We start from the raw sequence: 12,623 nt of genomic DNA on the forward strand, positions 1-12,623 counted from the left end.
CAAAAGCCGAAATCGGTATGGTTCAGGCTTTGTATGCATGGTCTATTTAATCGCGAACATGGAGCCGAAGTTAAAGCATTGGAACCAAACATCGTAGCTAGAAAAGCCAATTTTAGCGAAACGCTCTTTATGTTCTTTCTTTGAATCTGGGCGCATTACGTTTTCTATCGCGCTGCGCTTTTGGCTGATTTCTAGTTCGCTATAACCATTCGCACGTTTAAAGTCGTGGTGAAGGTCAATTAACAGTTCGTTCGAAACTTCATCTTCGAAGACGAACTTCTCCGATAGAATCAAAATGCCGCCTGGACGCAGGCCTGCGTAAATTTTCTCGAGCAAGGAGTAACGATCTTCTGGAGAGAGGAATTGCAAAGTGAAGTTCAACACCACCACTGACGCGTTTTCAATTTCGATATTGCGAATGTCTGCTTCTACTACATCCACAGGAGTGTCACTGCGGTAAGCGTTGACGTGAAGTTTACAACGCTCAACCATCGCAGGAGAGTTGTCCACTGCGATGATTTGGCAACCTTCTTGTTTGATATGGCGACGCATAGACAATGTTGCAGCACCCAAAGAACAGCCAAGGTCATAGATGTTTGAGTGAGGTTTTACAAAACGCTCTGCCAGCATACCGATTGCAGAAATGATATTGCTGTAACCCGGTACCGATCGTTGAATCATGTCAGGAAATACTTCCGCTACGCGTTCATCGAACGTGAAATCCCCAATTTTATCGATTGGAGCCGAAAAAATAGTATCTGGATTGCTCTTAGGGTTCATAACTAAGTCTCTGCATACAAGCCGCCTGAAAATGTCAGGCACCAAAAAAGGCGCGTATTTTATGGGAATTTCGCGCCTCTGTCATGTGTTGCGTTAGAACATCTGTAACTGCGAGTTGCCATCGTCAGCTGGGAAAGGTGATAACTCAGGGAGTGTGATACGCTTTTGTATGTCTTTATATAGGTTTGCGGCCAACTCTGGCGCAATTATATTGTCTGCGGTATGGATCATGACATATGGCTGTTTACCTTCGGCAATCCATTGTGGCAACTTGTTGAGCCATGGTTTAAAAAACTCGTAATTTTGCTGTTCTTCTGGATGACCAATAAAGCGAATCAAAGGGTGTGAAGCGGTAGCAATGGCGTGAACAGGGACTCGTGGTTTTTTCATTTGTGCATCAATAATCGCCTCATTGTCGGGCTTAGCGGCAAAGACTGGGCGGCTATCCATAATAATGCGGTCAATATTATTCTCTACTAACCATTGGTTAAGTGCTCGCTCTTCTTCGCCTTTGGAGAAAAATGCCATATGGCGAACCTCAACACCGAGAGGGAAGTTAGGTGGAAAGTTCGCACAGAACTTTTTCAGCCGATCAAGGTGCTCAGGACCAAATGCGGCTGGTAATTGAATTGTCCATTGGCCCACACGGTCATGCAAAGGCTCCATGACTTTCATGAAGTCTCTCAGTTGTTCGCTGCAACCTCTTAGCATTTGCTCATGAGTGATGGCTTTAGGAAGTTTGAAAGTAAAGCGAAAATCATCGTGGGTTGCGGCTCTCCAGTTTTGCACTGTATTGAGCGTCGGTGTGGCATAAAATGTCGTGTTGCCTTCCACGGTATGAAACACTTGCGTATACCTTTCTAAACGTTCAGCGGGCTTTGTCCCGCTGCCGTAAAAACTTTGTTGCCATTGATTGTGCGACCACATCGTCAATCCAAGTCGAAGAGGTAAGTTATCCATTATTCTTTACTGCTTGCTACTCGTGTGAATACTTTACGAGAGTTTTGCTGAAATAGGTAATTTCACGCTATAATCCTCCCCAATTTTTTCGCTTTGGTGCGCTTTTGAACATTTGTTGTACTAAAAAGCACCAGTGAATGATAAAACACACGTAATTGTATGTTGAGTAGTCGATTTTCGTGGACATTCAGCGTATAACTGAATCTTTACTCTGCTTAGCAATGAGGCTGACAGAGCGTAGTTAACAACATTTGAGAGATTGGGAATTTCATTATGCGTACCCATTACTGTGGTCACCTGAACAAGTCCCTTGCAGGACAAACTGTAGAACTTTGCGGCTGGGTTAACCGTCGTCGTGATTTAGGCGGTCTTATTTTTATTGATATGCGAGATCGCGAAGGTATCGTTCAGGTAGTTGTTGATCCAGATATGGCGGATGCGTATGAAGTGGCGAACACACTTCGTAATGAATTCTGTATCAAACTAACGGGTGAAGTGCGCGTTCGCCCAGATAGCCAAGCAAACAAAGACATGGCAACAGGTGAAGTTGAGATCCTTGCGAAAGGTCTTGAAATCATCAACCGTTCTGATGTTCTGCCTCTAGACTTCAACCAAAAGAACTCTGAAGAGCAGCGCCTGAAGTACCGTTACCTAGATCTACGTCGTCCAGAAATGAGCGACCGCATCAAGCTACGAGCTAAAGCGTCTAGCTTTGTTCGTCGTTTCCTAGATGACAACGGTTTCCTAGACATCGAAACGCCAGTACTAACAAAAGCGACTCCAGAAGGCGCTCGTGACTACCTAGTACCTAGCCGTGTTCACAAAGGCAGCTTCTACGCGCTTCCTCAGTCTCCACAGCTATTCAAACAGCTTCTAATGATGTCTGGTTTTGACCGTTACTACCAAATCGTTAAGTGTTTCCGTGATGAAGACTTGCGTGCTGACCGTCAACCAGAATTCACTCAGATCGATATCGAAACGTCATTCATGACGGCTGACCAAGTTCGTGCAACGACTGAGAAAATGGTTCGTGAAATGTGGCAAGAGCTACTAAACGTTGACCTAGGTGAATTCCCAGTAATGCCGTTCAGCGAAGCGATTCGTCGTTTCGGTTCTGACAAGCCAGACCTACGTAACCCACTGGAACTAGTAGACGTTGCTGACCTAGTGAAAGACGTTGAGTTCAAAGTATTCTCAGGTCCAGCAAACGACGAAAAAGGCCGAGTTGCCGTTATTCGCGTTCCAGGTGGCGCTTCTCTGACTCGTAAGCAAATTGATGGCTACGGTGAATTCGTTGGTATCTACGGTGCGAAAGGTCTAGCTTGGATGAAGGTTAACGACCGTGCAGCGGGCATGGAAGGTATCCAATCTCCAGTCGCTAAGTTCCTAAATGAAGACGTGATCAACGGCATTCTAGATCGTACTCAAGCGGAATCTGGTGACATTATCCTATTTGGCGCTGATAAAGCGGGCATCGTTGCAGAAGCAATGGGTGCGCTACGTTTGAAACTAGGTAAAGACCTAGAGCTAACGGATGAGTCTGCATGGGCTCCACTATGGGTTGTTGACTTCCCAATGTTCGAAGAAGATGACGAAGGCAACCTACACGCGATGCACCACCCATTCACATCGCCTCTAGGTGTGACTGCAGAAGAGCTAAAAGCAAACCCTGCTGCGGCAAATTCTAACGCTTACGATATGGTTCTAAATGGCTACGAAGTGGGCGGCGGCTCTGTTCGTATCCACAACGCAGATATGCAAGAAGCCGTATTTGATATTCTAGGTATCACACCTGAAGAGCAACAGCTTAAGTTCGGTTTCCTGCTTGATGCGCTGAAATTCGGTACGCCTCCACATGCTGGTCTTGCATTTGGTCTAGACCGTCTAGTAATGCTGCTATGTGGTACAGAGAACATCCGTGATGTTATCGCGTTCCCTAAAACAACAGCAGCGGCGTGTCTACTAACAGACGCACCAAGTATTGCGAACCCAGCAGCGCTAGAAGAGCTAGCAATCGCAGTAACTGCAGCGAAAGAAAAAGACGCAGAATAAGCGCACAACATTTGAAGAAAACTCCCGCAACTGCGGGAGTTTTTGTTTAAATAAACCCAAGAAACTTCCAAAGCAATTTCCCAAGCAACGCTTTTTAGAACATGTTTTGTTATTAAGCGTCAAAATACATTAAAAGGTGAATTATGGCTGGTCATAGTAAATGGGCGAATATTCGTCACCGTAAAGCAGCGCAAGATGCGAAGCGCGGCAAAATCTTTACTAAATTAATTCGTGAAATCGTTGTTGCGGCAAAAGAGGGGGGCGGTGAGCCAGAAAATAACCCACGTTTGCGAGCAGCAATTGATAAAGCACTGTCTAACAACATGACACGTGACACTGTCAACCGCGCTGTCAGCCGAGGTGCTGGTGGTGAAGGCGACGACAACATGGAAACCGTGATCTATGAAGGTTATGGTCCAGGTGGTACGGCGGTCATGGTCGAATGTATGACGGATAACCGAAATCGTACGGTATCTGGCGTACGCCATGCATTCTCAAAGTCAGGCGGTAATCTGGGGACGGATGGTAGCGTCAACTATCTTTTCGACAAGAAAGGCGTGATTTCATATGGCCCAGGTTTAGATGAGGATGCGGTAATGGAAGTGGCATTAGAAAGTGGTGCTGATGACATTGAAACGGCAGAAGATGGCTCGATTGATGTCTACACGGCCCCAGGTGACTTTGGACTCGTAAAAGATGCCCTTGATGCCGCAGGTTTTGAGGCAGAGAACGCGGAGGTGTCGCTGATCCCATCTACGAAAGCAGATTTGGACGCGGATACTGCGCCAAAACTACTTCGTTTGATTGACGCTTTGGAAGATCTGGACGACGTTCAAGAGGTTTATCACAATGGTGATATCTCTGACGACGTTGCGGCTACGCTAGATTAAACTCAAGGTGTCGGGAGCGGTATTTGCTCCGAAGTTAGCAAGTAATAATAAAAAGACTGAGGCCGAATTAGGCCTCATTTTTAGGAACATTCATGTCAATTATTTTGGGCATTGACCCAGGTTCGCGCATTACCGGCTATGGGGTCATTCGTCAAAATGGACGCCACTTGCAATACCTTGGTAGTGGCTGCATTCGTACTTCAGAAAAAGAACTTCCGGGTCGGCTTAAACAGATTTATGCAGGCGTCACGGAAATCATTACCCAGTTTCAACCGGACGTTTTCGCGATCGAGCAAGTGTTTATGGCCAAAAACGCGGATTCAGCGCTAAAACTTGGCCAAGCTCGTGGCAGTGCAATTGTTGCTGCGGTGAATGCGGAGTTGCCGGTATTTGAATACGCGGCTCGTCTTATTAAGCAAGCTGTCGTAGGCACTGGTGGCGCGGACAAAGCGCAAGTTCAGCATATGGTTCAGCAGATGCTTAAATTGCCCGCCAAGCCTCAAGCGGATGCGGCCGATGCTTTAGGTGTGGCGATTTGTCATGCCAATACTAACAAGACTCTCGTTGCCTTAGCGGGCAAAGCAACCAGTGCCAGAAAAGGGCGCTATCGATAAAATTAACTGGATGTCTATCCAGTTCTTTATTATCCTGTCGCAAATTCATTTCCAAAGAGTATTTATAGTGATTGGACGTCTTCGTGGCATACTGATTGAAAAGCAACCACCTGAAGTATTAATTGAAGTTAATGGCATTGGCTATGAAGTCCAGATGCCAATGAGCTGTTTTTACGAACTGCCAAATGTTGGCGAAGAAGCCATTATTTATACTCACTTTGTTGTCCGTGAAGATGCGCAATTGCTATATGGTTTCAACACGGTAAAAGAACGAGCACTTTTCCGTGAAGTGATCAAAGCCAATGGCGTTGGTCCTAAACTCGGTCTTGGTATTCTCTCTGGTATGACAGCAACGCAATTTGTTACTTGTGTGGAACATGAAGACGTTTCTACGCTGGTTAAGCTTCCAGGCGTTGGCAAGAAAACCGCAGAGCGATTGGTTGTTGAAATGAAAGACCGCTTGAAAGGGTGGGGCGCAGGCGATCTATTTACACCATTTACGGATGCTGCTCCTGCGGATTCTAGTGCGACATCCAACAACGCGGAAGAAGAGGCAATCAGTGCGCTTCTAGCTCTAGGTTACAAGCCGACTCAAGCGTCGAAAGTGGTATCTCAGATCGCTAAACCGGACATGAGCAGTGAGCAAATGATCCGTGAAGCTCTAAAATCAATGGTGTAACGCTGGTTGCACAGTGAACATTTGTTCAAGATAACTCATTCTCTAAGGTTAATGCCAATCGCTTAACGATGTTTTTTTGTGTCATTTCAGCGAGCCTGGCGAGACTGGGAATCTAATAGCAGCACGCTGAGCGGTTAATGAAACAATTTGACCATAAATCGCTCGGATAGAAGATCCTGTATCACGCTCCTTCGTCGCTGTACAGGATGACGAGATATAGAAATATGCCACTTGCTGTTAAACGAGCGGCATTATTCTCTCAGGTAACCATTTTTCAAGGTAAAAAGATGATTGAAGCCGATCGTTTAATCGCGCCAGAAAACCCTGCCTTTCGTGATGAAGATGTCATTGATCGTGCTATTCGGCCAAAAAAATTAGCGGATTACCAAGGTCAGGACCATGTCCGTGACCAAATGGAGATCTTCATTAAAGCTGCTCAGTTACGTAGCGAAGCACTTGATCACCTTTTGATTTTTGGTCCCCCAGGTTTGGGTAAAACCACACTTGCGAATATCGTTGCCAATGAAATGGAAGTGAACATTCGCACTACTTCAGGCCCTGTACTTGAGAAAGCAGGCGATTTGGCCGCGCTGTTAACCAACCTTGAAGAAAACGATGTGTTGTTCATCGATGAGATTCACCGCTTGAGTCCGATGGTTGAAGAGGTGCTGTATCCGGCGATGGAAGATTATCAACTGGATATTATGATCGGTGAAGGTCCGGCCGCTCGTTCTATTAAGATCGATTTACCACCGTTTACGTTAATTGGTGCGACGACCCGAGCGGGCTCTTTAACGTCACCATTGCGCGACCGCTTTGGTATTACTCAGCGCCTTGAGTTTTATAAGATAAAAGACCTCCAAGATATCGTGCAGCGAAGCGCGGATTGTTTAGGTTTATCAATGGAACCTGAAGGTGCATTGGAAGTGGCAAGACGTGCGCGTGGCACACCACGTATTGCTAACCGTTTGCTACGTCGTGTTCGTGATTATGCGGAAGTAAAAGGCAATGGTCACATTTGTGCCGATGTTGCCGATAAGGCGTTGAATATGCTTGATGTGGACGCCGAAGGCTTCGATTACATGGACCGTAAGCTACTACTCGCGATTATGGAAAAATTTGGTGGTGGTCCGGTCGGGCTCGACAACATGGCAGCGGCGATAGGTGAAGAAAAGGACACTATTGAAGACGTTCTTGAACCTTATCTTATTCAGCAAGGTTATTTACAACGCACTCCGCGTGGAAGAATCGCGACAGATCGTGCGTATTTGCATTTCGGAATTGAAAAATAAGATTCCCTCGCTGGGCCTTTGTTGCCCAGCGCTTCATTAAAGTTGACCAAACTCACATTTTTTGAATTTTTTCTCATACTGGTTTAGTAAGTAAAAAGCATTGATTGTTAACTCGATGTTTGCTTGCAACTGGTTAATTTCTCTCCTGATTACTCTCTCTTAACATCCGTATCCAATACTGGTTGATCTAGATCAATGTGATGGATTTTTGTGCAAATTCCGCGCATAAACATTGATGTATATCAAAGCGCGTTACGGCTATAAACCTTTTGAAACAATCTGTTTTTACAAGTAATATTAGCCCCAGCTATATTAGCTGATGCTTAACAATTAACTAACCAATGAAGCACATTTTTGCAACAATGAGTTGTGATAATTCAACATTTTTCAAGTGTAAATAACACCTGAATATGGATTGCAATATGTAGAGAGTGTCATTCAGCCGACACATAGGAGTTACCATGATTGACGTAGTTGATCTATCGCGGTTGCAGTTTGCACTGACAGCGATGTATCACTTCCTATTCGTACCATTGACCCTTGGTATGGCCTTCCTTCTGGCCATTATGGAATCGATGTACGTAATGACGAACAAGCAAATCTATAAGGACATGACCAAGTTCTGGGGTAAGCTATTCGGTATTAACTTTGCACTTGGTGTGGCGACAGGCCTTACCATGGAGTTCCAGTTTGGTACGAACTGGTCTTACTACTCCCACTATGTAGGTGATATCTTCGGTGCACCGCTAGCGATCGAAGCACTTGTCGCATTCTTCCTGGAGTCAACTTTTGTTGGTCTATTCTTCTTCGGGTGGGATCGTCTATCTAAACGCCAACACTTAGCGGTTACCTGGCTTGTGGCACTAGGCTCTAACTTCTCTGCTCTTTGGATTCTTATCGCAAACGGCTGGATGCAAAACCCAGTAGGCGCAGATTTCAACTTCGAAACCATGCGAATGGAAATGGTGAGCTTCTCTGAGGTTGTACTAAACCCAGTTGCTCAGGTTAAGTTCGTGCATACGGTTGCTTCTGGTTACACTTGTGGCGCAATGTTTATTCTAGGCATCAGTTCATACTACCTATTAAAAGGTCGTGACATTGCGTTTGCTCGTCGTTCGTTTGCTATTGCTGCTTCTTTCGGTATTGCAGCTATCTTATCTACCATCGTTCTTGGTGACGAATCTGGCTACGAGCTTGGTGAAGTTCAAAAAGTGAAACTCGCTGCAATTGAAGCAGAGTGGCACACTGAACCTGCACCTGCCGCATTTACGTTATTTGGTGTTCCTAACCAGGAAACGATGCATACCGATTACGCAATTAAGATCCCTTACGTAATGGGTATTATCGCGACACGCTCTTTTGATGAGCAAGTAACAGGTCTTCGTGATTTACGTGATGAACACGTCGATCGTATTCGTGACGGCATGTACGCTTATGAACTTCTAGAGAAGCTTCGTGCGGGCGACAAGTCAGAAGAAAACATGACTGCGTTTGATGAAGTGAAAGGTGACCTAGGTTACGGTCTACTTCTAAAACGCTACACAGACAATGTTGTTGATGCAACAGAAGAGCAAATCCAAGCTGCTGCGGACGACTCAATCCCAACAGTATGGCCGCTATTCTGGTCATTCCGTATCATGGTTGCTTGTGGCTTCATCATGTTGTTTGTCTTTGGTGCGGCGTTTATCCAAACGTGTCGTCAGAAGATTGAGCAGAAACCATGGATTCTAAAAGCTGCACTATTTAGCATTCCACTACCTTGGATTGCAATTGAAGCGGGTTGGTTCGTCGCTGAGTACGGCCGTCAACCTTGGGCTGTAGGTGAAATTTTACCAGTGCATGTTGCAGCTTCTGCACTAACTGCAGGTGAAATCTGGACTTCACTCTTCGCAATTCTGGCGCTATACACGGTATTCCTGATTGCAGAAGTCTACCTAATGTTGAAATTCGCTCGTAAAGGCCCAAGTAGCCTGAAAACGGGTCGCTACCACTTCGAGCAAAATGCTGACTCTGTTGAAGACAAAGTTAGTCGCCAAGTAGAAGCGTAAGGTAAGGAGATAACAAGATGTTTGATTACGAAATCTTGCGACTCATCTGGTGGGTACTAATCGGTGTTCTACTAGTTGGTTTTGCAGTAACAGACGGCTTCGATATGGGTGTAGGCGCGCTTGTACCTATCATCGGTAAAAACGACACGCAACGCCGTGTCATGATTAACTCAATTGCTCCTCACTGGGATGGTAACCAAGTTTGGCTTATCACTGCTGGTGGTGCACTGTTCGCAGCTTGGCCTTTGGTTTACGCAACGTCATTTTCAGGCTTCTACTTAGCGATGATTTTGACACTAGCAGCGCTATGGCTTCGTCCTCTTGGCCTAGACTACCGCTCTAAAATCGAAGATCCAAAATGGCGCAATAGCTGGGATATCTGTATCTCAATCAGTGGTTTTGTTCCGCCAATCATCTTTGGTGTAGCGTTTGGCAACCTTCTACAAGGTGTACCATTCCAATTGAGTGAGTTCTTGATGCCAACATACCATGGCTCATTCTTTGGTCTACTAAACCCATTTGCACTGTTGTGTGGTCTAGTAAGCTTGTTCATGATTTTGATGCAAGGTTCTACTTGGCTACAAATGAAAACAACAGGCGAAGTGCATGTGCGTGCGCGCAACGTTGCTCAGTTGGCTGGTTTACTGACGGTTGCTGCGTTTGTAGCGGCTGGTTTCTGGATCCAAAATATCGATGGCTACGTCATTGTTGGCGGTATCGACACTAACGCAGCTTCTAACCCTCTAAACAAAGAGGTTATCCGTGAAGCTGGTGCGTGGATGAAGAATTTTGAAAACTACCCATTACTATGGGCTGCTCCTGTACTAGGTGTTGCAATGCCGCTTCTCGCTGTATTGGCATCTCGTCTTGAAAAATGTGCGATTTCGTTCATTACTTCAAGCTTGGGTGTTGCTGGTGTTATCTTTACTGCAGGTTTTGCGATGTTCCCATTCATCATGCCTTCAGACTTAATGCCAAGCCACAGCTTAACAATGTGGGATGCAACGTCATCTGAGCTGACTCTGAACCTAATGACAGGCGTTGCGTTTGTTATGGTGCCAATCATCCTTGGCTACACATCTTGGACTTACTACAAGATGTTTGGTCGCCTTGATGACCAGTACATTGAAGACAACAAAAACTCACTTTACTAAGGAGCATTTACTATGTGGTATTTCGCATGGATTCTAGGTGTACTACTTGCTTGTGCATTCGGTATCATCAACGCTCTTTGGCTAGAGCACTCAGAAATGATGGATAAAGACAGTGAGTAACCTCGCTGATAAGGTAGCGAAACTTCACGCACCAATGGATAAGACTCTGCTACGAGTCTTATCTCTCATCCTTGGCTTTATGCACGTAGGATTGGTGATGTGGGACCCTGAAGCTTACCATCAAGCAATTGGTGGTTTTAACTCAATCATCGCACCAGCACTGATTTGGTCTGTATGTTCAAGCATGGTGTATGGGGTGGGCTTCAAGCCAAGAAACTGGTACTGGCAAGTTTTGTTTAGTCCTTATTTCTCGTTAGCTATCTTAATTTATCTAACGGCACTTTATTTCATTTAGGCTGAAATATGCTGTAATAAAGTCGGTTACTAAATCATCGAATAAAAGCTAGGTATCTCGCCTAGCTTTTATTTTTTCTACAAATTTCAAAAATATTTCCTTAGCTCGGTACCAATTGCTGTCGCTTCAGTTATAGTAATTACTTTAAAGAATTGAATATATTGGTACTCCCTTGCAAGGCACATCAAATCTCTTTCACTGGCCGATCACCGTGTACTATGAAGACACTGATGCGGGCGGTGTTGTATATCATTCTAATTATCTAAAATTCTTTGAGCGCGCACGGACAGAGATGTTACGTGCTAAAGGCATTTCTCAACATGTGTTACTGGAACAAAATATCGGCTTTGTTGTCCGACACATGGATATCGATTTCAACCAAGGGGCTAGGCTGGACGAGCATCTGACAGTCGTAACCCGAGTGTCAGAAATAAAACGTGCTTCTCTGCAATTCTGTCAAGAGTTGGTCAATGATCAAGGCAAGATATTGTGCAAGGCCTCGGTTAAGGTAGCATGTATCGATAATAAGAAAATGAAACCAATAGCTATTCCAACCTTTATAAATTCGGAGCTAACAAATAGTGACTGCTGATATTTCCATTTTAGATCTCTTTCTTCAGGCCAGTCTGTTGGTAAAGCTTGTGATGCTGACGTTGCTTGGCATGTCAATTGTGTCATGGGCAATGATCATCAAGCGCAGCAAAGTGCTTTCTCAAGCATCAAAAAATGCAGAGCAGTTTGAAGACAAATTTTGGTCGGGTACTGATCTTTCTCAGCTTTACCAAAAAGTAAAAGCGCGTAAAGACGAAATTGAAGGCACAGAAGAAATCTTCTACGCAGGTTTTACAGAGTTTGCTCGCCTACGTAAGAGCAACGCAAATTCACCAGCTTACATCATGGAAGGCACTGGCCGCGCAATGCGCGTTGCTGTTTCTCGTGAAGTAGATGAGCTAGAAACAAGCTTACCGTTTTTGGCAACAGTCGGTTCTATAAGCCCTTATATCGGCCTATTTGGTACCGTTTGGGGCATCATGCACGCCTTTATTGCGCTGGGTGAAGTAAAGCAAGCTACGTTGTCTATGGTTGCACCGGGTATCGCCGAGGCACTTATCGCGACAGCGATGGGGCTATTTGCGGCTATTCCGGCAGTAATGGCGTACAACCGCCTAAGCAATAAAGTGAGTAAACTAGAGCACACTTACGCAACATTTTCTGAAGAATTCCACAGCATCCTTCATCGTCAAGCGATGGCTGGCCGAGACAGCGCGGATAAGGAATAAAGCATGGCGGGTTATCAACCTAAAAAGCGAAAAATGACAGCGGAGATCAACGTTGTTCCGTATATCGACGTAATGCTCGTACTGTTGATCATTTTTATGGCGACCGCTCCATTTGTGACTCAAGGCGTCGACGTTGATCTTCCGAAAACATCGACCGCAGAATCTATGCAAGACCTTGCTGGCGAGACTGACAGTAGCTTTATTATCATCGAAATTGATAGCGAGGGTAATTTAGGCCTAAGCGTAAATGATGAAGAAGTTCAGCGAGGTTTGTCGTTGCAAGATGTTATTGTGCGAGTGAAAGCGGAGCGAGAGGTTAAGCCGGACTCACCAGTTGCGGTAGGTGGCGACGCGGCAACACCATATGCCGATGTTGTTCTATTGCTTGATGAACTAAGTCGAGCTGGTATCCCTAAGGTAGGTCTAATGACCGATATCAGGGAATAGACATCAATTATC

General features: G+C 45.2%; 14 protein-coding genes. 12 read left to right on the plus strand and 2 right to left on the minus strand.

Features of this window, described 5'->3' with window-relative positions:
• Positions 1-42: 42 nt before the first annotated feature.
• Together cmoA and R7D93_RS07495 are read right to left on the minus strand one after the other, a co-directional pair.
• Positions 43-780, minus strand: coding sequence for a carboxy-S-adenosyl-L-methionine synthase CmoA (gene cmoA, locus R7D93_RS07490; RefSeq protein ID WP_017635063.1), 738 nt, complete (start codon positions 778-780; stop codon positions 43-45).
• Between the two features lie 93 nt (positions 781-873).
• On the minus strand, positions 874-1,740 hold the full coding sequence (locus R7D93_RS07495) for a DUF72 domain-containing protein (protein WP_225495527.1): 867 nt from the start codon (positions 1,738-1,740) through the stop codon (positions 874-876).
• A gap of 273 nt (positions 1,741-2,013) precedes the next feature.
• Between R7D93_RS07495 and aspS the strand changes: the two genes are divergently transcribed.
• The 12 genes from aspS to R7D93_RS07555 all read left to right on the plus strand — a co-directional run bounded on the left by aspS (position 2,014) and on the right by R7D93_RS07555 (position 12,611).
• The gene (gene aspS, locus R7D93_RS07500; RefSeq protein ID WP_225495529.1) at positions 2,014-3,792 is read left to right on the plus strand and encodes an aspartate--tRNA ligase; all 1,779 of its coding nucleotides are present in this window, start codon (positions 2,014-2,016) and stop codon (positions 3,790-3,792) included.
• 143 nt (positions 3,793-3,935) lie between these two features.
• The gene (locus R7D93_RS07505) at positions 3,936-4,682 is read left to right on the plus strand and encodes a YebC/PmpR family DNA-binding transcriptional regulator (protein WP_005378402.1); all 747 of its coding nucleotides are present in this window, start codon (positions 3,936-3,938) and stop codon (positions 4,680-4,682) included.
• A 92-nt stretch (positions 4,683-4,774) separates the two neighbouring features.
• The gene (gene ruvC, locus R7D93_RS07510; RefSeq protein WP_005387909.1) at positions 4,775-5,296 is read left to right on the plus strand and encodes a crossover junction endodeoxyribonuclease RuvC; all 522 of its coding nucleotides are present in this window, start codon (positions 4,775-4,777) and stop codon (positions 5,294-5,296) included.
• Between the two features lie 67 nt (positions 5,297-5,363).
• Positions 5,364-5,975 (plus strand): Holliday junction branch migration protein RuvA, encoded by a 612-nt coding sequence (gene ruvA / locus R7D93_RS07515; protein ID WP_017820041.1) that lies wholly within the window; start codon positions 5,364-5,366, stop codon positions 5,973-5,975.
• A gap of 287 nt (positions 5,976-6,262) precedes the next feature.
• Complete coding sequence (ruvB, locus tag R7D93_RS07520) at positions 6,263-7,267, plus strand: Holliday junction branch migration DNA helicase RuvB (protein ID WP_005378312.1); 1,005 nt, start codon at positions 6,263-6,265, stop codon at positions 7,265-7,267.
• Positions 7,268-7,728: 461 nt separating this feature from the next.
• The gene (gene cydA, locus R7D93_RS07525) at positions 7,729-9,315 is read left to right on the plus strand and encodes a cytochrome ubiquinol oxidase subunit I (RefSeq protein ID WP_213868327.1); all 1,587 of its coding nucleotides are present in this window, start codon (positions 7,729-7,731) and stop codon (positions 9,313-9,315) included.
• Positions 9,316-9,332: 17 nt separating this feature from the next.
• The gene (cydB, locus tag R7D93_RS07530; RefSeq protein ID WP_005387923.1) at positions 9,333-10,469 is read left to right on the plus strand and encodes a cytochrome d ubiquinol oxidase subunit II; all 1,137 of its coding nucleotides are present in this window, start codon (positions 9,333-9,335) and stop codon (positions 10,467-10,469) included.
• A gap of 12 nt (positions 10,470-10,481) precedes the next feature.
• Complete coding sequence (gene cydX / locus R7D93_RS07535; protein WP_000270284.1) at positions 10,482-10,589, plus strand: cytochrome bd-I oxidase subunit CydX; 108 nt, start codon at positions 10,482-10,484, stop codon at positions 10,587-10,589.
• The gene (gene ybgE, locus R7D93_RS07540; RefSeq protein WP_005378304.1) at positions 10,582-10,884 is read left to right on the plus strand and encodes a cyd operon protein YbgE; all 303 of its coding nucleotides are present in this window, start codon (positions 10,582-10,584) and stop codon (positions 10,882-10,884) included. The genes cydX and ybgE overlap by 8 nt, the downstream gene beginning before the upstream one ends.
• Before the next feature lie 172 nt (positions 10,885-11,056).
• Positions 11,057-11,476 (plus strand): tol-pal system-associated acyl-CoA thioesterase, encoded by a 420-nt coding sequence (gene ybgC, locus R7D93_RS07545; protein ID WP_017820044.1) that lies wholly within the window; start codon positions 11,057-11,059, stop codon positions 11,474-11,476.
• On the plus strand, positions 11,466-12,164 hold the full coding sequence (tolQ, locus tag R7D93_RS07550) for a protein TolQ (RefSeq protein WP_005378301.1): 699 nt from the start codon (positions 11,466-11,468) through the stop codon (positions 12,162-12,164). Before ybgC ends, tolQ begins: the two co-directional genes overlap by 11 nt.
• Before the next feature lie 3 nt (positions 12,165-12,167).
• Positions 12,168-12,611 (plus strand): ExbD/TolR family protein, encoded by a 444-nt coding sequence (locus R7D93_RS07555; protein ID WP_005378298.1) that lies wholly within the window; start codon positions 12,168-12,170, stop codon positions 12,609-12,611.
• Positions 12,612-12,623: the final 12 nt, after the last annotated feature.

Source organism: Vibrio sp. YT-15, from assembly GCF_033337445.1.
GTDB lineage: Bacteria > Pseudomonadota > Gammaproteobacteria > Enterobacterales > Vibrionaceae > Vibrio > Vibrio alginolyticus.

Bases quoted from the DNA above. Each gene is read 5' to 3' on its own strand.
- cmoA (WP_017635063.1), bottom strand. From the start codon at position 780: ATGAACCCTAAGAGCAATCCAGATACTATTTTTTCGGCTCCAATCGAT.
- R7D93_RS07495 (WP_225495527.1), bottom strand. From the start codon at position 1,740: ATGGATAACTTACCTCTTCGACTTGGATTGACGATGTGGTCGCACAAT.
- aspS (WP_225495529.1), top strand. From the start codon at position 2,014: ATGCGTACCCATTACTGTGGTCACCTGAACAAGTCCCTTGCAGGACAA.
- R7D93_RS07505 (WP_005378402.1), top strand. From the start codon at position 3,936: ATGGCTGGTCATAGTAAATGGGCGAATATTCGTCACCGTAAAGCAGCG.
- ruvC (WP_005387909.1), top strand. From the start codon at position 4,775: ATGTCAATTATTTTGGGCATTGACCCAGGTTCGCGCATTACCGGCTAT.
- ruvB (WP_005378312.1), top strand. From the start codon at position 6,263: ATGATTGAAGCCGATCGTTTAATCGCGCCAGAAAACCCTGCCTTTCGT.
- cydA (WP_213868327.1), top strand. From the start codon at position 7,729: ATGATTGACGTAGTTGATCTATCGCGGTTGCAGTTTGCACTGACAGCG.
- cydB (WP_005387923.1), top strand. From the start codon at position 9,333: ATGTTTGATTACGAAATCTTGCGACTCATCTGGTGGGTACTAATCGGT.
- cydX (WP_000270284.1), top strand. From the start codon at position 10,482: ATGTGGTATTTCGCATGGATTCTAGGTGTACTACTTGCTTGTGCATTC.
- R7D93_RS07555 (WP_005378298.1), top strand. From the start codon at position 12,168: ATGGCGGGTTATCAACCTAAAAAGCGAAAAATGACAGCGGAGATCAAC.